Annotated in this window: 17 protein-coding genes; 13 read left to right on the top strand and 4 right to left on the bottom strand. The window is 68.4% G+C overall.

Features of this window, described 5'->3' with window-relative positions; genetic code table 11:
• Positions 1 to 295: 295 nt before the first annotated feature.
• Together rfbA and T333_RS03825 are read left to right on the top strand one after the other, a co-directional pair.
• Positions 296 to 1,168: a glucose-1-phosphate thymidylyltransferase RfbA gene (gene rfbA / locus T333_RS03830; protein WP_354998127.1), complete on the top strand. Its 873-nt coding sequence runs from the start codon at positions 296 to 298 to the stop codon at positions 1,166 to 1,168.
• 2 nt (positions 1,169 to 1,170) lie between these two features.
• Positions 1,171 to 1,719, top strand: a complete 549-nt coding sequence (locus T333_RS03825) for a dTDP-4-dehydrorhamnose 3,5-epimerase family protein (RefSeq protein WP_357256231.1) — start codon at positions 1,171 to 1,173, stop codon at positions 1,717 to 1,719.
• Between the two features lie 81 nt (positions 1,720 to 1,800).
• Here T333_RS03825 and T333_RS03820 read toward each other — a convergent pair whose 3' ends face one another.
• Complete coding sequence (locus T333_RS03820; protein WP_357256230.1) at positions 1,801 to 3,264, bottom strand: MFS transporter; 1,464 nt, start codon at positions 3,262 to 3,264, stop codon at positions 1,801 to 1,803.
• Positions 3,265 to 3,349: 85 nt separating this feature from the next.
• On the opposite strand from T333_RS03820, the gene T333_RS03815 reads away from it, so the two are divergent.
• Entirely contained in the window at positions 3,350 to 3,754 is a 405-nt protein-coding gene (locus T333_RS03815; RefSeq protein WP_354998130.1) for a MarR family winged helix-turn-helix transcriptional regulator, read from the top strand.
• 146 nt (positions 3,755 to 3,900) lie between these two features.
• Here T333_RS03815 and T333_RS03810 read toward each other — a convergent pair whose 3' ends face one another.
• Positions 3,901 to 4,779 (bottom strand): helix-turn-helix domain-containing protein, encoded by an 879-nt coding sequence (locus T333_RS03810; RefSeq protein WP_354998131.1) that lies wholly within the window; start codon positions 4,777 to 4,779, stop codon positions 3,901 to 3,903.
• Between the two features lie 222 nt (positions 4,780 to 5,001).
• Positions 5,002 to 5,559, bottom strand: a complete 558-nt coding sequence (locus T333_RS03805) for a DUF4282 domain-containing protein (protein WP_354998132.1) — start codon at positions 5,557 to 5,559, stop codon at positions 5,002 to 5,004.
• 255 nt (positions 5,560 to 5,814) lie between these two features.
• On the opposite strand from T333_RS03805, the gene T333_RS03800 reads away from it, so the two are divergent.
• From T333_RS03800 to T333_RS03790, 3 genes are all read left to right on the top strand, one after another.
• Positions 5,815 to 6,297 (top strand): hypothetical protein, encoded by a 483-nt coding sequence (locus T333_RS03800; RefSeq protein ID WP_354998133.1) that lies wholly within the window; start codon positions 5,815 to 5,817, stop codon positions 6,295 to 6,297.
• A 171-nt stretch (positions 6,298 to 6,468) separates the two neighbouring features.
• Complete coding sequence (locus T333_RS03795) at positions 6,469 to 8,658, top strand: molybdopterin oxidoreductase family protein (RefSeq protein WP_357256228.1); 2,190 nt, start codon at positions 6,469 to 6,471, stop codon at positions 8,656 to 8,658.
• Between the two features lie 229 nt (positions 8,659 to 8,887).
• The gene (locus T333_RS03790) at positions 8,888 to 9,532 is read left to right on the top strand and encodes a pyridoxamine 5'-phosphate oxidase family protein (RefSeq protein ID WP_357256227.1); all 645 of its coding nucleotides are present in this window, start codon (positions 8,888 to 8,890) and stop codon (positions 9,530 to 9,532) included.
• A 121-nt stretch (positions 9,533 to 9,653) separates the two neighbouring features.
• Here the strand turns inward: T333_RS03790 and T333_RS03785 are convergent, their stop codons facing one another.
• Positions 9,654 to 10,112, bottom strand: a complete 459-nt coding sequence (locus tag T333_RS03785) for a GtrA family protein (protein WP_354998136.1) — start codon at positions 10,110 to 10,112, stop codon at positions 9,654 to 9,656.
• Positions 10,113 to 10,246: 134 nt separating this feature from the next.
• Here T333_RS03785 and dprE1 point away from each other — a divergent pair, with 134 nt between their 5' ends.
• The 7 genes from dprE1 (at position 10,247) to T333_RS03750 (ending at position 21,156) form a co-directional block, all read left to right on the top strand.
• Positions 10,247 to 11,728: a decaprenylphosphoryl-beta-D-ribose oxidase gene (gene dprE1 / locus T333_RS03780; protein ID WP_496423680.1), complete on the top strand. Its 1,482-nt coding sequence runs from the start codon at positions 10,247 to 10,249 to the stop codon at positions 11,726 to 11,728.
• Positions 11,725 to 12,504 (top strand): decaprenylphospho-beta-D-erythro-pentofuranosid-2-ulose 2-reductase, encoded by a 780-nt coding sequence (dprE2, locus tag T333_RS03775; RefSeq protein ID WP_357256226.1) that lies wholly within the window; start codon positions 11,725 to 11,727, stop codon positions 12,502 to 12,504. The genes dprE1 and dprE2 overlap by 4 nt, the downstream gene beginning before the upstream one ends.
• Positions 12,505 to 12,681: 177 nt before the next feature.
• A complete protein-coding gene (locus T333_RS03770; RefSeq protein ID WP_357256225.1) occupies positions 12,682 to 12,927 on the top strand; it encodes a hypothetical protein in 246 nt (81 codons plus the stop codon).
• Complete coding sequence (locus T333_RS03765) at positions 12,924 to 13,358, top strand: type II toxin-antitoxin system VapC family toxin (protein WP_357256224.1); 435 nt, start codon at positions 12,924 to 12,926, stop codon at positions 13,356 to 13,358. Before T333_RS03770 ends, T333_RS03765 begins: the two co-directional genes overlap by 4 nt.
• A 109-nt stretch (positions 13,359 to 13,467) precedes the next feature.
• On the top strand, positions 13,468 to 15,570 hold the full coding sequence (locus tag T333_RS03760) for an arabinofuranosyltransferase (RefSeq protein ID WP_496423679.1): 2,103 nt from the start codon (positions 13,468 to 13,470) through the stop codon (positions 15,568 to 15,570).
• A 214-nt stretch (positions 15,571 to 15,784) separates the two neighbouring features.
• Positions 15,785 to 17,842, top strand: coding sequence for a glycosyl transferase (locus T333_RS03755; RefSeq protein ID WP_496424132.1), 2,058 nt, complete (start codon positions 15,785 to 15,787; stop codon positions 17,840 to 17,842).
• Positions 17,843 to 17,901: 59 nt separating this feature from the next.
• A complete protein-coding gene (locus T333_RS03750; protein ID WP_496423678.1) occupies positions 17,902 to 21,156 on the top strand; it encodes an arabinosyltransferase domain-containing protein in 3,255 nt (1,084 codons plus the stop codon).
• Positions 21,157 to 21,397 lie beyond the last annotated feature (241 nt).

Here is a 21,397-nt window from a genome sequence, read left to right as displayed (position 1 = left end):
GGCGCGCCGACGACCGGACGGAGCCGAACCCCATTCGGGCGAGGCCACGGGCGAGAGTCGACGCTGACATCTCACGCTGCGCACATTCGCGACGCTCCCGGGGCCCTGCGTGGTCACGCAAGCTACCTACCGCGCCCGTCGCTCACGTCGCAGCGCTTTTCAGAAGACCACGCGAAAGTGATCTATGCAACATCAATCGCCCGCCGCGCCGGGCGGCGAAACGTTCGTGATGAATTCGTGCACGAGTCGGAACCTCCCCGAATCCGAGAGCGGTCGAACTGGCAGACTCCAGGACATGCGCGGAATCATCTTGGCGGGCGGCACCGGCTCGAGGCTGCACCCCATCACGCGCGGGGTGAGCAAGCAGCTGGTCCCGGTCTACGACAAACCGATGGTCTACTACCCGCTGTCCACGCTGATGCTCGCGGGCATCAAGGACATCCTGGTGATCACCACGCCCGAGGACGCCGAGGCGTTCGCCAGGCTGCTCGGCGACGGTTCCCGGTTCGGCATATCGATCAGCTATGTCGTCCAGCCCGAACCGGACGGTCTCGCGCGCGCCTTCGTGCTCGGCGCCGACCACATCGGCGGCGAGTGCGCGGCGCTCGTGCTCGGCGACAACATCTTCCACGGCCCCGGCCTCGGCACCAGCCTGAACCGGTTCGCGGGGATCGACGGCGGCGCGGTGTTCGCCTACTGGGTCTCGGACCCGACGGCCTACGGCGTCGTCGAATTCACCGAGGGCCGCGCGGTGTCGATCGAGGAGAAGCCGAAGGTCCCGCGCTCCAACTACGCCATCCCCGGGCTGTACTTCTACGACAACGACGTGGTGGAGATCGCCCGCGGCCTGCGGCCTTCGGCGCGCGGCGAATACGAGATCACCGACATCAACCGCGCCTACCTGGAACAGGACCGGCTGCGCGTCGACGTGCTCGCCCGCGGCACCGCCTGGCTGGACACCGGCACCTTCGACTCGCTGCTCGACGCCGCCAACTACGTGCGCACCATCGAGGAACGGCAGGGACTGAAGATCGGCGTGCCCGAGGAAGTCGCCTGGCGGATGGGGTATATCGACGACGAGCAGTTGCGCGCCCGTGCCGAGCCGCTCGTCCGCTCCGGCTACGGCGCCTACCTGCTCGATCTGCTGGAACGCGGACGGGATTGGTGAGCATGGAGATTCGCGAGCTCGCGGTGCCCGGCGCCTGGGTGATCACCCCGCGCCGGTTCGAGGACGAACGCGGCACCTTCCTCGAATCGTTCAAGGCCTCCGAGTTCGAGAAGGCGACGGGACGCCCGTTCGAGCTGCACCAGGTGAACTGCTCGGTTTCGGCGGCGGGCGTGCTGCGCGGCATCCACTACACCGAAGACCCGCCCGGTCAGGCCAAATACGTGACCTGCGTGCGCGGCGCGTTCCTGGACGTGGTCGTCGACCTGCGGCGGGGCTCGCCGACCTACGGCCGCTGGGACAGCGTGCTGCTCGACGACGTGGACCGGCGCTCGGTCTTCCTGTCCGAAGGGCTCGGGCACGCCATCCTCTCGCTGGAGGACGAGTCCACGGTCACCTACCTGTGCTCCATCGAGTACACCCCCGAATTCGACAGAGACCTGGACGCTTTCGATCCCCGGCTGGCGATCGAATGGCCGAAGGTCGGCCGCGACGGCGCACCGCTGACCTACCTGCGCTCGCCCAAGGACGCCGCCGCGCCGCCGTTCTCCTGAATCCTCTGTACAAAGCCGGAAGCCACGTCCGGCGGCGCGTGCCGCTGGACGTGGCTTCCGATTTTTCGTCGGCCGCTGCGGTCAGCCGACGAGCTCGAGTTCCGGTTCGGCGGCAGCCTGGTGCTGCTTGCCGCGCTTCGGAACGAAGGCCAGCAGGGCGACCAGCGCGCCCACGATGGCGACGCCCGCCGCGAATTCCAAACCGGGACGGTAGGTGTCGAGCATGTCCGCGGGCGAGGCGCTGTGCCCGCCGGAGGAGATGATCGCGGTGGTCACCGCGAGCACGATGGCCGCGCCGACCTGCATGGAGGTCTGCAGCACGCCCGCGGCGAGACCCTGCTCGTCGTCATCGATGCCGTTGGTGGCCTGGATGTTGATGGCGGGGAAGCCGATCCAGCCGATGCCGATCAGCAGCACCGCGGGCAGGATCACTGTCAGGTAGGACGGGTCGGTGTTCAGTCGCAGGAACAGCAGGTAGCCGACGGCCATCACGACCATGGTCACGGCGATGATCGGGCCGGTGCCGAAGCGGTCGACCAGCTTGTCGGAGAACACCGCCGAGAGCGCGACGAGCAGACCGACCGGCAGCAGCGCCATGGCCAGCTTCAGCGGCGACCAGCCGAGGGTGTCCTGCATGTACAGGGTCACGATGAACTGCCAGCTGAAGTACGAACCCGCGACCGCGACGATGGCGAGGCTGGCGCGGACCAGTGACGACTTGCGCAGGATGCCGAGACGAACCAGCGGGTGCGCGACCCGCCGCTCGACGGCGAGGAAGGCCGCGAACAACGCGATCACCGCGACGAACGAACCGATGGTGCGCGCCGAAGCCCAGCCCACTTCGGGCGCGGTGACCACCGTGTAGACCAGCAGCAGCATGGCGGCGGTGGAGAACACGGCGCCGAGGATGTCGTGGCCGCCCTCTTCGGCGGGCTTGTCCTTGGGCACAAGCACCCACGCCGCGGCCAGCGCGGCCACCGCGATCGGCACCGGGAGCAGGAAGGTCCAGCGCCAGCCGACGCCGGTCATCAGTCCGCCGAACAGCAGGCCGGAGGAGTAACCGCCCGCGCCGAACACGGTGTAAATGGACAGCGCCTTGTTGCGGGCCGGGCCCTCGGCGAAGTTGGTGGTGATGATCGACAGACCGGTCGGCGCGGTGAACGCGGCGGCGAGGCCCTTGATGAAACGGGTCAGGATCAGCAGCGGACCCGAGCTGACCAGGGCGCCCGCGAGCGAGGCGATGGCGAAGACCGCCAGTGCGATGAGGAAGACCTTGCGCCGCCCGAGCAGGTCGGCGGTGCGTCCGCCGAGCAGCAGCAGGCCGCCGTATCCGAGGACGTAGCCGCTCACCAGCCACTGCAGGGTCGAGGTGGACAGATCGAGTTCGGCGCCGATGGACGGGAGCGCGACACCGATCATCGAGACGTCGAGGCCGTCGAGGAACAACACGATGCAGAGAGTGATCAGCATGCCCCAGAGCCGTGCGGACCATCTGGTCGGATCGGTCGCCGTCGCGGCGGCCGAGAGCGTTGCCGGTGAAGTCATGCGGAGGACATTACATGCGCACGCATTAAATGCCAACACATTAAATGTCGTTGCATGAACTGGCCTCGGCCACTAAGATGGGGCCATGTCGAAGCCGGCCACAGACACCGCTCGGCGCACCGTCGCGCCCACCGAGCTGGTTGGCGAATGGCGCGAACTGCTCGATCGGCACGCCGCTGTCAGCTGTGCCTTGGAGAAAGCCCTGCAGGGCAAGCACAAGATGGGGCTCAGCGAGTTCGAGACGCTGGACCGGCTGGTCGACGCCGCCTGCGGCAAGTACCGAATGAGCGATCTGGCCAACGACATCTACCTGAGCCAGAGCGCGCTCTCCCGCGCGGTGGCGCGACTGGAACGCGACGGGCTCGTCGAGCGCAGCATGTGCTCCGACGACCGGCGCGCGATCTTCGTCTGCATGACGGAGAAGGGGAAGCAGGCCTACGACGAGGCGCTACCGACGCACCGCGACGTGCTCGGCCGCACCTGGCAGTAAGCCGAACCCCCACGCCGCTCCAGCCATGCGGCCGCACAAAGGCAGATCCGACGGCGCCGATCAGGCGAATCCCACGCCGCCCCTCGGACGTTCACGGCCGCATCGACCGTCCAGTTCGGCCGCCGCCCGATACCGCCCGAGCGGTATCAGACGATCGCGGCGCGGGCGTCGTCCAGCACCTGACGCGCGTCGACCGCGACAGACTTTATGTCGGCGAAAGCCTTCCGGTACCGGTCGATCTCGTTGTCTTTGTCCAGGTAGACCGGGCCGGTGAAGGCCTCGACGTAGACCACCGGCGGCTCCGGCGCCTCACCCATGCGCCCCTCGGGGAATTCGAGCATCACGAACCGGCCCGCCTCCATCCCGGCGTGATACCCGGACTCCGGCGGCACGGTCTCGAGCCGCACGTTCGGCAGATCGCACATGCGCCGCAGGTGCTCGAGCTGGCCCGCCGTCACATCCGCGCCACCGACGCGCCGCCACAGCACCGCCTCGCTGATCACCGCCGTGAGCTGCACCGGCGATTCGCCCCGGGTCACCAAAGCCTGCCTGGCCAGGCGCAACTGGACCCGGCGCTCGATCTCGGCGGCCGGGGCGTCCGGCCGCGCCGCGCTCAGCAGCGCCCTCGCGTACTCCTCGGTCTGCAAAAGCCCTGGCACCAGCTCGTTCTCGTAGGTGGACAGCTGGCGCGCCGCCTCCTCGAGACCGATGTAGATCTCGAAGCCCTCGCCGAGCACGTCGCTGTAGGAAGTCCACCAGCCCCTGGCCTTGGTCTCCTTGGCCAGCGCGGTGAGCGGGCCGACGAGATCGCCGGGGGCGCCGTAGATCTTGCACATCGCCTCGACGTCCAGGCTGCGCAGCGACGTCTGGCCGGTCTCGATCCGCCAGATCTTGGCCTCCGACCACTCCAGCTGCTGCGCGGCCATCCTGGTGGTCATCCTGGCGCGGTTACGCAGGTCCCGCAGGTGTCGGCCGAGTTGCCGACGCGGCATGGTCGATCCGGTTGTTGCCTGCGGTAAAGCCATGCTTTCCCCCTCGCGCCATGCGCCGACGAGACACGGCGAAACTCCCGTGTCACCCGAAATCGGCGCTCCCTACCCAGTGCCCGGAGCCTTCCCGGACGCTCGAACAGCATTGTTTCACAGCAAAACTGACATAGTGCAGGATTGCTGTCACAGGCAGGTCGATGTCGCAAGAGAGACAATGAGGTTCGGCAAGGCCCCTACGTGGAAACTCTGTCTAGTTACCTACTTGCGTGAACCCCGCTTGCGGAAGCGCCAGAACTGCACGGCGCGCACGTCCTCGGAGAGCTGATTCACCGGCTCGGCCACATCCGACAGCGCTTGGAACAGGTCGTCGGCCAGCTCGCTGATGTGCTCCACCCTTGTGGCCAATCGCGAAGCGTTGACCAGGAACTCCAGCATCAGGCGCACGGCGGCGGCGATCGAGAGGCCGAGCGGCACCGCGACCAAACCGGCGAGCACACCGAGCACCGCGGAGATCTGCCACATCCACACGGTGATCGCGATCGGCAGCGCGAGGGCGAAGATCAGGCCGAGCATGTAGGCCAGCGGCAGCAGCGTTGTGGTCGCGGTGCGGTGGAACTGCACATCGATCAGGGCACGCGCGGTCTCCGCGCTCCACTGCCGGAAGGCGCGCGGGCTGCGGAACGGCTCGGCGGGCTCCTCGTCGCGATCCTGTGCCCGGAAGCGCTTGGCGGCCGACTCTTTCCAAGCGATCCAACGAGATTCGGTCTCGTACTCCTCGGGAACGAGCTCCGCGGGAGTGGTCGGTTCGTCGGTCATGTCGCGCATCTTCCCCGCATTCCGCTCCCCGAACCAGCCCCCAGGAACCTCACAGCCCGAACACAGCGGCCCGACAGCGGGATCGCTGAAAGTTGGCCGATGTCAGCGACCCGAACGACCCCGACCGAACCTCCGCCGAATGAGACCTAGTCCACAGTTCAAGAAACTTTGCCGAATCGCGTAACGCCGGGGCCACCGCCCCTCGATACGAACCATGAACGCAGGACCCAGATCTATCGGGGAATGGAGAAAACAGTGCGCACCTCGTTTCCGACTTCCGTCTCCGCGGCCGACATGGACGCCGCGGCGCAGGACTACATCCAGCGCGGGTGGACGGTCGCCGAAACGGCCAACGGGATCTGTCTGATCACCGATGACGAGATTTCCGGCATCGAGGTCAGCGGCGAGCTGGCCGGTGCGGTCCGCCGCTTCCTGCGTGCCAACAACCTGTCCGGGCCGGTGATCGAGTTCCCCGGCGCCGACCGTCGCGAGATCCACCTCGTCACCGGCCTGCGCAAGGCCGCCATGGCGCTGGAGGCGCTGCAGGAGGCGGGCGCCGTCGTGTACACCGACGGCGCGGGCATCCCGCTGCCGCCGAGCAAGCTCTCGGCCGGTTCGGCTTGCTGGGGTGTCGCTCCGCACGAGGCCCGCTGGGTGCCGCCGGTGGTCGCGATCAGCGCCGCGGTCCGTTCGGCGGGCATCCGTCGCCGGGCCCAGCTGACCAGCGTCGCCTGCTGATTCGCTCCCCGAGGTAGGGGACGGCCCGCACTACCGGCCCTGTACGACCGGCATCCGCCCGACGGATGCCGGTCGTCCTCATTTCCATCGCACGTCGCGGCTATGGGACATTCACCAGAAATGTCGCAAATTAGCCTTCCCTTCCGAGCCGCCGCCGGGTCAAGATGGGGTATGGCCCCGATCACAGAGCTCTCCCGCAACCTGTTGCGCACCTGCCCGCTGTGCGAAGCGGTGTGCGGGCTGGAGATCACCCTCGACCGCGACGATCACGTCACCTCGATTCGCGGCGACAAGCAGGACCCCTTCAGCAAAGGCTTCATCTGTCCCAAAGGCGCCAGCCTCGGACATCTCGACGAGGACCCGGACCGCGTCACCGAACCGCTGATCCGCGACCGGGAGACCGGCGAGCGGCGCACCGCGACCTGGGACGAGGCATTCGACTACATCGCCGAGCGCTTTCCGCCGATCGTCGCCGAGCACGGGAACCAGGCGGCCGCACTCTATCTGGGCAACCCGAACGCGCACACCGTGGCGGGCGCGCTGTACCTGCCGGTGCTGATCCGCGCGCTCGGCACCAGGAATCTGTTCTCCGCGAGCACCGCCGATCAGATGCCCAAGCAGGTGGCCAGCGGACTCATGTTCGGTGACCCGCTCACCGTGCCGGTGCCGGATTTGGACCGCACCGACTATCTGCTGATGCTCGGAGCCAATCCGCTCGAATCCAACGGATCGCTGTGCACCGCGCCCGATTTCCCAGGTCGCCTGAAGGCGCTGCGCCGCCGCGGCGGAAAGTTCGTCGTGGTGGATCCCCGGCTGACACGCACCGCGAAGCTGGCCGACGAGCATCTGTTCGTCCGGCCGGGCACCGACGCGTACCTGTTGTTCGGCATCGTGCACACGCTCTTCGCCGAGGAACTGACCGACGTGCGGGTCGAAGTAGCGGGCCTGGACGAAGTGCGCGCGGCGGCCGCCGATTTCACGCCGGAGGTCGTCGCGGCGCGCACCGGGGTGCCCGCCGAGACCGTCGTCCGCATCGCCCGCGAGCTGGCCGCCGCCCCGACCGCGGCGGTCTACGCCAGGATCGGCACCTGCACGGCCGAATTCGGCACCCTCACCCAATGGCTCGTCGACGTGCTCAACGTCCTCACCGGCAATCTGGACTGCCCTGGCGGCGCCATGTTCGCGACCGCCGCGGCGGGCGGCATCACCCGCACCAAACCGTTCCGCACCGGACGCTGGACCAGCCGGGTGCGCGAGCTGCCCGAGTCCATGGGCGAACTTCCGGTGGCCACCCTCGCCGACGAGATCCGCACACCGGGCGCGGGCCAGGTGCGCGCCATAGTGACGGTCGCGGGCAACCCGGTGCTCTCCGCGCCGAGCGGCGCGCGGCTGGACGAGGCGTTCGCCGGGCTGGAGTTCATGGTGAGCGTGGACCGCTACGTCAACGAGACGACCAAGCACGCCGATGTCATCCTGCCGCCGCCGCGCCCGCTCCAGTCCCCGCACTACGATTTCGCGCTGCTCCAATTCGCGGTGCGCAACTATGCGCGCTACTCGCGGCCGCTGGTGCCGCTCGGCGACCGTCCGTCGGAGGCCGGGGTGCTCGCCCGGCTCGGCGCCGCACTGACTGGCAAGCCGCACAACGGCACCGGGGACACCGATCCGCTGACCATGGTTGACGAACTGGTCATCGCCGGAATGCTGCACAAAGCGGGCATTCCGGAACGTCGACCGGAACTGCACGGGGAGACCAGCACCGAGCAGCGCATCGATCTGATGCTGCGGCTCGGGCCCTACGGCGAGTGGAACGGCGGCACGCTGAATCTGAATGTGCTGCTGGACAATCCGCACGGCGTCGATCTCGGCCCGCTGCGACCTCGACTGCCGGAGGCGCTGCGCACCGCTTCGAAGCGGGTGGAGCTCGCGCCCGCGCCGCTGCTCGCGGACGTGGCGCGGCTGCGCGCCAAACTGGCCGCGGACGCACCGGAGTTCGTGCTGATCGGGCGGCGGCACCTGCGCTCCAACAACAGCTGGATGCACAACGTCGCGAGCCTGGTGAGCGGTACCAACCGGTGCACGCTGCAGATCCACCCCGACGACGTCAGCAGGCTCGGACTCGGCGACCAAGCCGTGGTGAAGTCCGCGGCGGGGACGCTGACCGTGCCGCTCGAACCGACCGAGGCAATCATGCCCGGCGTGGTGAGCCTGCCGCATGGTTGGGGCCACGACGGCAGCCCGCAGACGGTGGCGAAAGCCAACGCCGGGGTGAATGCCAATGCGCTGACCGATGATTCGGTGGTCGACGTGCCCTCGGGGAACGCGGTGTTCAACGGCGTGCCGGTGACGCTGACGCCCGCGTGAAACGAAGGCCGCCTGATGCGGCGCCGACCGGCCGGAAACAATTCCGGTCGGTCGGAATTCAGCAAACTTGTGGAAAGCCTTGCGCTAACTTCACATTCAGTGCATCCTCGATGTCGGTTTCGTAGATTTGCCCTGCCCGATCCCATTAAAATGGACAGGATTTCGGTCAAGTCGCGGTTCAGCGTCGAGTCGCGCGGTACCCCGGATTCCGGCGACCAGAGGGGGCTCGATGCCCGGTACACGATGTGGCAGCGACGGCGAGCACGAACTACAGGAAAGATACGGTACGCAGGGCAGAGCCGACCGATTCTACGCAGATCAGGTGGTGGATCGGCTCAACGAGACGATGATCGAATTCATCGGCAGGATGGACATGGCGTTCATCGCGACCGCCGACAAACACGGTGAATGCGACAACAGCTTCCGCGCCGGTCCGCCCGGTTTTCTGCACGTGCTGGACGACCGTACGGTCGCTTACCCCGAGTACCGCGGCAACGGCGTGATGGCCAGTCTCGGCAATATTCTGGAGAACCCACACGTAGGCATCCTGCTAATGGATTTCGTACGCGATCTCATCGGCCTGCACATCAACGGGTCGGCCCGCATCGTGGAGGACGAGACGTTGCGGCGCAGCGTCCCCGACCTACCCTCGAACGTCAAGGGAAGGGCCGCGGAACTCTGGGTCGTGGTCGACGTCGAGGAGGCGTACATCCACTGCCGCAAGCACATTCCGCACCTCGTGCCCGCGGAACGCGAGCGGGACTGGGGCACCGACAATATGCGAGCCAAGGGGGGCGACTATTTCGGTGTGAAAGCCCAGGCGCGGTCCGAACTCGCGGACCTACCGGAATCGGCGCCCGCGCTGGTCAGATGAGCGGAACTCTCGCGTTCGCCGTGCGCGGCTGGTGACGAGCTACGTCCGACAGTCGAGCGGAACCCTTCGCATTCGTTCGGCCGTGCGCGGCCGGTGACGGACCGCGTCTTCGGACGGCGCCTCAGTGGATCTTGAAGATCACCAGCCGCTGCACGACGAAGTTGATGACGGTCGCGGTGCCCTGCGCGACGACGAACGCCAGCGGCACCCGCCACCACTGTTCGCCGATCGCGTAGTACACGACCTGGTTGATGCCGACCTGCACGGCGAAGGTCGTGGCGTACAGCGCGACGACGGCGGCGAAGCGGGCTCGGCTCGGCGGCGCCTGGAACGTCCACCTGCGGTTGATCAGGTACGCCGTGGTGGTGCCCGCGATGAAGCCGATGGACTTGGCGAGCCAGACCGGCAGGCCGAGCGCGTAAAGCAGGACGTACAGCCCGAAGTCCACGATCGCAGACAGGCCGCCGGTCACGGTGAACCGGATGATCTGCGTCTTCAGGTCGACATCGGTACCGGCCGGTTCGTCGACCAGCGGCAGTTCGGCCGGGAGCGGCAGGTGGGGTTCGGCTTGCACGCGCACGAGCGTAACCGGCGCGGCCGGACCTCGTCCGTCGTCTGCCCGCGCAGGGCGCCAACGCCGGAGAGACCGATCCCATACTGACGAGTACGGTGAGATCGACCCGTCCCGCCGTCATGCCTGTAGCCTCTATGCCGATGTCCACGAAAGCTTCGACCGCCACCACGACGAACGGTGTCAGCGGGACCGCAGGTAGCACCGCCAACGGCGCTGCGAGCGCCGACAGCTTCGCGCTGCCGACCCGGACCCTGGCGCTGACCGGGTGGGGTCGCACCGCGCCAACCTCCGCCGAAGTGCTCTCGACCAGCGATCCAGAAGTGATCGCCAAGGCCGTCGCCATGGTCGCGGAGGACAACGACGGCAAGCCCGCCCATCTACGCCGCGGCGTGATCGCGCGCGGGCTAGGCCGTTCCTACGGCGACAACGCCCAGAACGCGGGCGGCCTCGTCGTCGACATGACCGCGCTGAACAAGATCCACCGCATCGACCGCGACACCCGCCTGGTCGACGTGGACGCGGGCGTGAACCTCGACCAGCTGATGAAGGCCGCGCTGCCGTTCGGCCTGTGGGTTCCGGTGCTGCCCGGCACCAGGCAGGTCACCATCGGCGGCGCCATCGGCTCCGATATCCACGGCAAGAACCACCACAGCGCGGGCAGCTTCGGCAACCACGTGCGTTCGATGGAACTGCTCACCGCCGACGGCACCGTGCAGCACATCACGCCGAAGAAGAACGCCAAGCTGTTCTGGGCCACCATCGGCGGCTGCGGTCTGACCGGCATCATCCTGCGCGCCACCATCGAGATGACGCCGACGGAGACCGCGTACTTCATCGCCGACGGTGATGTGACGCCGACGCTGGACGACACCATCGCCTTCCACAGCGACGGCTCCGAGGATCGCTACGAGTACAGCTCGGCGTGGTTCGACGCGATCAGCCCCGAACCCAAGCTGGGCCGGGCCGCGATCTCGCGCGGCAACCTGGCCAAGCTGGATCAGCTGCCGAAGAAGTTGCAGAAGGATCCGCTGCGGTTCAACGGCAAGACGTTCTTCACGCTGCCGGACGTGTTCCCGAACGGGCTGGCCAACAAGTACACCTTCACCCCGATCGGCGAGCTCTGGTACCGCAAGTCGGGCACCTACCGCGGCAAGGTGCAGAACCTGACGCAGTTCTATCACCCGCTCGACATGCTGGGTGAATGGAACCGCGGCTACGGCTCCAACGGCTTCCTGCAGTACCAGTTCGTGGTGCCACCGGAGTCGGTGGACGAGTTCAAGCGGATCATCGTCGACATCCAGCGGTCCGGGTTCTACTCGTTCCTCAATGTCTTCAAGCTCTTCGGCCCGGGTAACCAAGCGCCGCTGAGCTTCCCGATGCCCGGCTGGAACATCTGCGTCGACTTCCCGATCTCGGCGGGCCTCAACGAGTTCGTCACCGATCTGGACCGCCGGGTCCTCGAATTCGGCGGGCGGCTCTACACCGGCAAGGACTCGCGCACCACCGCCGAGACCTTCCACAAGATGTACCCCCGGATCGACGAGTGGATCAAGGTCCGCCGAAGTGTCGATCCCACAGGCGTTTTCATGTCCGATATGGCGAGAAGGCTGGAGCTTCAGTGATCAATGCCGTAGGCAACCCGCAGACCATCCTGCTGCTGGGCGGTACCTCGGAGATCGGGCTCGCGATCTGTGCCGAGTACCTGAAGAAGGGGCCGGCGCGGATCGTCCTCGCGACCCTGCCCAACGATCCGCTGCGCGAGGGTGCGGTGGCGCAGATGGAGGCGGCCGGCGCGAGCAAGGTCGAGGTCGTCGACTTCGACGCGCTCGACACCGACTCGCACCCGAAGGTGATCGACGCGGCCTGGTCCGGCGGTGACGTGGACGTCGCCATCGTGGCCTTCGGCCTGCTCGGCGACGCCGAACAGCTGTGGCAGGACCAGCGCAAGGCCGTGCAGATCGCCGGAATCAACTACACCGCAGCGGTTTCCGTCGGCGTGCTGGTCGGCGAGAAGATGAAGGCGCAGGGTTACGGGCGCATCATCGCCATGTCCTCGGTGGCCGGCGAGCGGGTGCGCCGCTCCAACTTCGTCTACGGCTCCACCAAGGCCGGCCTGGACGGCTTCTACCTCGGCCTCGGCGAGGCGCTGCGCCCCTTCGGCCCCCGCGTCCTCGTCATCCGCCCCGGCCAGGTCCGCACCAAGACAACCCTGGACCACTGGAAGGCCACCGGCGCCAAGGAAGCCCCGTTCACGGTCGACAAGGAAGAAGTGGCGGCACTCGCCGTAGCGGCCTCCGAAAAGGGCAAGGACCTCATCTGGGCCCCCGGCCCCGTCCGCTACCTCATGTCCATCCTCCGCCACATCCCCCGCCCCATCTTCCGCAAACTCCCCCTCTGAGTTTCGGCTCGGACCAGAACTGCCGCGCCATCACCCGATGCTGCGGCAGTTCTCGTTCCATCGCGCGCGGCGATGTACAACAGCGGCCTCGGGAGTCGTAGCTGTTTGTCGTCCGTCGGCCTGCTGCGCATCTGCGCCACCGTGTGCGGGTCGGCAGACGGGCGCTAACCTGAAGACATGACGGCGGCGTACGACCACATGAACCTGCCTGAGCTCGTCGGTCTGTTGACCAAAGAAGAGCAGCAGGACCTGCGTCCTGTCGTCCTGCGCTTGGTCGCCAGCCACGGCGAGCGGACCGAGCCGGAGGCCGAAGGCACGTCGCCGCAGCCGCGCCTATCATTCGCCGGAACAGTCGAAGCTTCGCCAGATTTCGCTGCTACCTCACAGGAAGTTCTCCGGCGCGAGCTCGGCGGCCGCGAGTGATCGTCTGCGATACCGGGCCGCTCCGGGCCGTCGCCAACAAGAACGACAGCGAGCATGCGGCGTGCCTGGCCGCGCTCGAGAATGCGCCCAGGCCGTTGATCGTTCCCGCACTGGTAGTCACCGAAGTCTGCTACATGCTCGGCAGGTTGGGACCGCAGGCGGAAGCTGGTTCCCTCCGATCGTTGGCCGCGGGCGAACTTCAGGTCGAGTCACACACGTCTGCCGACTACACCCGCATAGCGGACCTCGTCGTCAAATATGGGAGCTTCCCGCTCGGCGCCGCCGACGCTTCCGTCGTCGCGGTGGCAGAGCGGCTCGGCGTCACGCGGATCGCGACCCTGGACCATCGCCACTTCCGCCAAGTCGTGCCGACACACTGCGATGTCTTCGAGCTAATGCCTGGCGAAGAGGTGCTTGCTCGGCGGCGGTGAGACCGCTCCCCAGCCTCGGTGCGGCGAGTTTGTTAGCGTGCGGTTCGGATCCGCGGCGGCGACCGGTGCGTGACGAGCCCGGAGCCGACCTACTGAAACCGGAGGCGCTATGAGCACACCTGTCACGGAACAGAGCACCGCGACCGCACCTGGGCGGACGACGCTGTTCCTGAAGCAGGTCGGGGAAGGGGCGCTGGCCGCGGTGGTGGCCGGGGTGGTGGCTGCGGTGGGGCTGGTCGCGTTCTCGTTGGTGGAGTGGCCCGCGTTCAATTCGTCGAATGTGACGCGGGCGTTGACGACGGTGGGGCAGGTGGGGGCGGCTGTACTGCTGGTCGCGTCGATTTGGTTGTTGCGGGTGCGGCGGTGGCCGTTGGTGGCGAAACTGCTTTCCTGGGTGGGGATTTCGGCGTTCGTGACGGTGACGCTCGGGATGCCGTTGGCGGCGACGAAGCTGTATCTGTTCGGCGTTTCGGTGGATCAGGAGTTTCGGACGGAGTATCTGACGCGGCTCACCGACAGTGCGGCGCTGCGGGATATGACGTACGTGGATGTGCCGCCGTTCTATCCGGCCGGGTGGTTCTGGGTCGGCGGGCGCGTGGCGAATGTGCTCGGCATGGACGGCTGGGAAGCGTTCAAGCCGTACGCGATCGGGTCGCTGGCCGTGGCGGCGGTGCTCGCGCTGGTGCTGTGGACGCGACTGATCCGCACCGACTGGGCCGTGGCGGTGACGGCGGCGACCACCGCGGTCGCGGTGACATACGCGTCGCCCGAGGCGTACAGCGCGGTGATCGTCGTGCTGTTGCCGCCCGCGTTGGTGCTGGCCTGGGGCGCGCTCTATCGGCCTGTCGAGGACGCGGCCCGCGCCACGAACCCGCCGAACGGACCCGGTGCGATCCGCGCGGACGAGGTCGCGGCGGATGCGCGAGCGGAAGCGCCTGCCGTCGAGGCTCCGCGGGCTCCCCGGACCGCAGGAGGTTGGGGCGCGGTCGTCGGCGCGGGTCTGTTCCTCGGCGTCGCCGCCACGTTCTACACCCTGCACTTCTTGGTCGCCGCTTTCGCGATCGCGCTGATGGGTCTGGTCGCCGCGGTCGCCGAGGTGTACCAGCGGCGGGCCGCGCGACACCCGAGGGCCGCACGCCGGGCGGCGACCGCGCCGACCGCCGTTCCGTCCGGTCCGGCGTGGCGGGCAGCCGTACCGCCCCTGGTGCGTTTGGCGGCGATCGCGGTGATCTCCGGTCTCGTCGCGTCGGTGGTCTGGCTGCCGTATCTGCTGGAGTCGCTCACCACGACAACCCCCAGCTCCGGCACCGCCCTGCACTATCTCCCCAAGTCGGGCGCGGAACTCCCCCTGCCGATGACCGAGTTCACCCTGCTCGGCGGCCTGTGCCTGATCGGAACCATCTGGCTGGTGGTGCGGGCGGGCTCCTCCCGGCGCGCGCAGGCGCTCGGCATCGGCGTGGTCGCGATCTACCTGTGGTGCCTGCTGTCCATGGTGGCGACGGCGGCGGGGACCACGCTGCTGTCGTTCCGGCTGGAGGCGCCGCTGCTCGTGCTGCTCGCGGCGGCCGGCGCGTTCGGATTCGTGGAGGGTGCGCGGGCCGCGTACCAGGCGTTCAACGAGCCCGCCCGGTTCCGGGTCGCCGTCGTCGCGCTCGCGATCGTCGGCGCGCTCGCCTTCGTCCAGGACATTCCGCACGTGCTGACCGCGGAGATCACCACCGCCTACACCGACACCGACGGCGACGGCAAACGCGCCGACAAGCGCGATCCGTCGGCGGTCTCCTACTACGACGAGATCGACGCCGCGCTGCTGACGCAGACCGGCCGCCCGCGCGACGAGTCGGTCGTCCTCACCGCCGACACCAGCTTCCTTTCCTTCTATCCCTACTGGGGTTTCCAGGCCCTCACCTCGCACTACGCGAACCCGCTCGCCGATTTCGCGGGCCGCGCGGCGACCATCAAGGACTGGAGCAAGCTGGACTCGCCCGCGAAGCTGCTGGAGGCGATGGACAAGAGTCCGTGGCGCGCGCCGGACGCTTTCCTGTTTCGCCGCGGTGGCGACGCCTACACGCTGCGCCTGGCCGAGGACGTCTACCCGAACGACCCGAACGTCAAGCGCTACTCGGTGAGCTTCCCGAAGGAACTGTTCGAGGACCCGGCCTTCACCACCACCGATATCGGCCCCTTCACGCTGATCACCGTCCGGCGCTGACCGCCCAGCGAAGAGAACCCGCAGGTCACAGCCTCCGGCGCCGGACAAATGTGTCGGCGCGGCGATTTCTGGGCAACCGAAGTCTTGGTGCCAGGTTCCGTCCGGCTCGGTGAGCGCGCGCTCTCGGCCTCCGGCGATACCGTTGGCGGCTGATTTCCGGTAGGGCAGAGGGAGAGTTTCACGCGTGCGGTCGAACAGCGCCGATCAGGACACAATGGACGAATCGGCGGAGGACGGCTCGGCGGACAGACGGGTCCTGCTCGAACGGTCCGCGACAGCGCGAAGGCCCGCGCGCGCGATCACCCGTCGAGCCCGCGAGCGGATACGCTCCCGCATCCACCCGGCCGACCTCCTCATCGCCTTCGCCTACCTCGCGCTGGCAGCGACGGTCCTGTCCGCGCAGTGGCGCGACACCGACAGCGGCTACCTGATCAAGAGCGGTCAGGACCAGACGATGTGGGAGTGGTTCTTCGCGGTGACCGCGCATTCGGTCGCGAACCTGGAAAGCCCGCTCGGGACGAATCTCCAGAACTTCCCGGCCGGGGTGAACATGATGGCCAACACCGCCATGTTCGGCGTCGGCGTCCCGTTCACCCCGGTCACCCTGCTCTTCGGTCCGACGGTCACGTTCGTGCTCGCCCTCACCCTCGGCCTGGCCACGACGGCCTACGCCTGGTACTGGCTGTTCGCTCGGGAACTGGTGAGTTCGCGGGCGGCCGCGGCGATCGGCGGCCTGTTCTGCGGCTTCGCTCCCGCGATGATCTCGCACGCCAACGCGCACCCGAACTTCGTCGCGCTGGCGCTGCTGCCGATCATCGCGGGGCTGCTGATCCGCATGGCGAAAACGGGTTTACCTGCCCATAAGTGGTTCTCCGAGTGCGTGCCTGCAACGGAAGGACACGGTCTGCTCGTGCGCCGTCTCCGCACAAGTGCACCCGCCAGGGCGGGGGCAGGGTTACCTGCCCATAAGTGGTTCTCCGAGTGCGTGCCTGCAACGGAAAGACACGGTCTGCTCATGCGCCGTCTCCGCACAAGTGCACCTGCCAGGGCGGGGGCGGTCGCCGCGGCCGCGCCGCGCAACCGGATCAGAGACGCGGTAGCGCTCGCCCTGCTCGTCGCCGCGCAGATCGCGCTCGGCGAGGAGCCGCTGCTGATCTTCGCGCTCGCGTTCGGGCTGTTCGTTGTCGTGTACCACCTGCGCGAGCCGCGACAGGGCGTGCGCGTCCTGCGTGCGCTCGCCCCGACGGTGGCCGCGGCCGCGGGTCTCACCCTGCTGCTCACGGCGGTCCCGCTGTGGTGGCAGTTCTTCGGTCCGCAGAGTTATCGCTCGATCGACCACGGTCCGATGGGCAACGATCTGAAGACCCTGGTGCAGTTCCCGTCCGAATCCCTTGGCGGCGCGTGGGCCCCGGGCCAGAACGTCGCCATCAACGAGACCGAACAGAACGCCTACTTCGGCTGGCCGCTGCTGCTCGTGCTGATCGCCACCGTTGCGCTGCTCTGGCGCGACCGGGTGGTGCGCGCGGCGGCCGCGGTGATCGCGGTGTTCGGCGTGCTCTCGCTCGGCTCCGTTGCCACCCTCGGCAAGCGCCCGACCGGCGTCCAATTGCCGTGGGCGCTGGCCGAACAGATCCCACTGCTGAATTCGGTGCTGGAGACCCGGCTGACGATGGCCGCCGTGCCCGCGATCGCCGCGGTGTTCGCGCTGGCATCCGATCGTGCCGTCGCGTCCTGGAAACAGTCGGCGGTGGACTGGAAGCCGCTCGCCTGGTTCGCGGCGCTGACCTTCGCGCTGTTGCCGTTGACGCCGACCGTCCTGCCCGTGACCGAACGCGCGCCCGCGCCGCGCTTCTTCACCGACGGCGCGGTGCGACAGTACGTCGACGACGGCTCGGTCGTCGTGATCCCGCCGCCGCGTCCGCCCGACGCGCGGGCGTTGCGCTGGCAGGCCGACACGGACTTCGCCTTCCCGCTCGCCGACGGCTACTTCGTCGGTCCGACCGGAGTCGAGAAGAAGGGCAGCTACGGACCCGAGGCCCGGCAAACCGCGATGCTCCTGGTGAAAGCGCAGGACACCGGTGCCGTACCGCCGATCGGCGCCGAGGCGCGGGCCGCCGCGCTGGCGGATCTGCGGTTCTGGCAGGCCGATGTGCTCGTGCTGCCGACCGCGAAGAACTCCGACGTGCTCACCAGCACCGTCACCCAGCTGCTCGGCTTCGCCCCGACGCGCGTCGAGGACGTGTGGATCTGGGACGTCCGCGCACTGGTCTGAAGCGGGCCCCGCCCTCGGTGCCGAGAGTCACGTTCGGGCGGTGATTAGCATGAACGATCGTGCGACCGGACCGATCTACTCGAGCGTTCTCCCGATACCGCCTGATCGCCCTCGTCTCCGGACTTCTCGGATTCGTGCTGGCGCTGCTCACGCCGCTGCTGCCGGTGGAGCAGGACCGGGCGACGCTGGACTGGCCCCAGCCGGGCGCCACCGACGTCGAGGCGCCACTGGTCTCCTATGTGCCGCTGCGGCTGGAAGCCACGCTGCCGTGCTCGACGCTCCAGTCCGGCGCCGACACGGTGCTGTCCACCATCCCGGTCGCCTCCGGCCAGGCCAACAGCAAGGGTCTGGTGGTCTCGATCGCGGACGGCACGCTCTCGGTGCTGCAACGCGACATTCCGCTGTTGTCCGCGCCGGTGGCCGAAATCGCGTCCTGCGGCGGGATCGAGATCGTCTCGACCGCGGCCGCGACCACCGTCGAATTCACCGGCGTGCGACGCGAAGACGGCACCGCCTTCCGCAACACGATCGACCGTGACATCCGGCCGCAGGTGGTCGGCGTGTTCACCGATCTGACCGCCGAACAGCTCGGCGGCGCGAAGCTGCGCGCCGACATCGACTCCCGGTTCTCCTCCACACCGAGCGCACTGAAACTGGCCGCCATGATCGCGGCCGCGGTCTGCACGATCATCGCGCTCGTCGCACTGCATCTGATCGACACCGGCGACGGCAGGCGGGCCCGCCGCTTCCTGCCCGCGCACTGGTGGCGCTTCTCCCCCGCCGACGCCGTGGTGCTCGGCGCACTGGTGGCCTGGCACGTCATCGGCGCGAATACCTCCGACGACGGCTACATCCTCAATATGGCGCGGGCCTCGGAGCATTCGGGCTATATGGCCAACTACTACCGCTGGTTCGCGGTGCCGGAGGCCCCGTTCGGCTGGTCCTACGAGGTGCTGGCCTGGATGACCAAGATCTCCGACGCCAGCCCGTGGATGCGCCTGCCGACGCTGCTCGCCGGGATCGTCTCGTGGCTGGTGATCAGCCGAGAGGTGCTGCCGCGCTTGGGCGCTCGGGTGCGCCGCGACCGGGTCGCGCTGTGGACGGCGGGACTGGTCTTCCTCGCCTTCTGGCTCCCCTACGACAACGGACTGCGCCCGGAACCGCTGATCGCCGCGGGCGCGCTGCTCACCTGGTGCTCCATCGAGCGCGCCATCGCCACCGGCAGGCTGCTGCCCGCCGCCGTCGCCGTGCTCATCGCGGCCTTCTCGCTCGCGGCCGGTCCGACCGGCCTGATCTGCGTCGCCGCGCTGATCGCCGGATCGCGGCCGGTGCTGGAGATCATCGTGAAGCGGGCGCGCGGCTCGGCCACGGACTCCTTCGGCGCCAAGGTCTTCCGCTACTCCGCGCTGGTGTTTCCCGGTCTCGCGGCCGGAACCCTCGTGCTGATCGCGGTTTTCGCCGATCAGACCCTGTCGACGGTGATGGAGGCGACCCGCGTGCGCACGGTCGTCGGCCCGAACGTGGCCTGGTTCGACGAGCGCACCCGCTGGGACTCGCTGCTCATGCTCGCCCCGGACGGCTCGCTGTCCCGACGTTTCGGCGTGCTGCTCATGCTGCTGTGCCTGCTGGTCTGCGTGCTCCAAGTGCTGCGCAAGGGGCGCATTCCCGGCACCTCGCGCGGTCCCTCGGTGCGCATCCTCGGCATCGTGTTCGCCTCGCTGTTCCTGATGATGTTCACGCCGACCAAGTGGACCCACCACTTCGGCGTCTACGCGGGCCTGGCCGGATCGCTGGCGGCGCTGGCCGCCGTCGCGGTGGGCACGGCGGCGATTCGCTCCGCCCGCAACCGTGCGCTGTTCGCGGCCGCCGTACTGTTCCTGCTCGCGATCACCTTCACCGGCTCCAACGGCTGGTGGTACGTCTCCAGCTACGGCGTGCCGTGGTGGGACAAGGCGCCGCTGGTGGCGGGCAAGGGCATCTCGACGCTGTTCCTCGGCCTGACCGGCGTCGCGCTGCTGCTCGCGCTCTGGTTCCACTACCGCGAGCCCTACCGGCGCGAAAGGACCAAGCCCGCCAACGGTTTCGACCGGCTGGCGTCCGCGCCGCTGACCATCGCCGCCGCGCTGCTCGTGCTGTTCGAGTTCGCCTCGCTGGCCAAGGCCGCGGCCACCCAGTACCCGGCGTACTCGATCGCCAAGTCGAATGTCGAATCCCTGCGCGGCAATCCGTGCGCGCTGGCCGACGAGGTGCTGGTCGAGACCGACACCGCCGACTCGCTGCTGCTGCCCTACGAGGGCACGCCAGCCGACGGTCTCGACGCCGAATCGAAGGGCTTCTCCCCCAACGGCGTCGCGAGCGACCTGACCGCCGACGCGGAAGAGACCACCACGGGCGGCGCGAACACGGTGGACAAGGACTCGAAGAACAAGACCACCAACACCACCGGCGCGGGCACCGGCGGCGGCTCCACCGAGCAGGCGGGCATCAACGGCAGCACCGTGGCGCTGCCGTTCGGCCTCGACCCGGCGCGCACCCCGGTCATGGGCTCCTACCAGGAGGGCGAGCAGAAACAGTCGTCGCTGACCTCGCAGTGGTACCGCCTCGAGCTCACCGACAGCATGCGCCACGACCCCGCCTACCGCGTGCTCGCCATCACCGCGGCGGGCCGGATCAGGTCGGTGGACGCCGACGGCGTGGTCACCTACGGCCAGGACCTGCGCCTGGAGTACGGAACCCGCGGCGCCGACGGCGCGGTGACCGCGCTGGGCTCGGTGAACCCGCTCGACATCGGCGGGGCCCCGTCCTGGCGCAATCTGCGGGTGCCGCTCGATCGGCTGCCCGCCGAGGCGAACGCGGTGCGCCTGGTCGCGGTGGACAACGACATCACCTCGAAGCAGTGGCTCGCCGTCACCCCGCCGCGCCTGCCGCGCCTGGCGACCCTGAATTCGGTTGTCGGGGAATCGGATCCGGTGCTGCTGGACTGGCACGTCGGCCTGGCCTTCCCGTGCCAGCGACCGTTCGACCACCACGACGGCGTCGCCGAGGCGCCGAAGTGGCGGATCCTGCCCGACCGCGTCGGCTCCGACGCCTCCAACGCCTGGCAGGACGACATCGGCGGCGGCCCGCTCGGCTGGACCGGACTGCTGCTGAAGGCCGAGACGGTGCCGACCTATCTCGACCACGACTGGGCACGCGATTGGGGTTCGCTGGAGCAGTTCACGCCGTATGATCCCGAGGCGCGGCCCGCGTCGATCGGGGTCACGACGGTGACGCGCGGCGGCATCGCGAAGGACGACCCGATTCGGGTGAAGTAGGCGTCACGGCCACGCGCGGAGTCGAGGCGTCTTCGCTCGGCCGAGCGAGGATTCGAATGCGTCGTCCCGGCACGAATCGGCCGGGACGACGGGGAGTTCGACGCCGAACAGATCGCCGGTCGCCCTACCGACCGGGAGGCCGTACGGTCGGTTTCGAACTGCCGCCCCGCGTCTCGGGCTGCCCACGAAACCTCCTGACGCACTGTCGGTTTCGATGAGGTGACACCTCCGTAACCGATGA

The organism is Nocardia sp. CNS-044, from assembly GCF_059570515.1.
The sequence above is the reverse complement of the archived record's forward strand: the minus strand, read 5'-3'. Positions and strand labels throughout refer to the sequence as shown.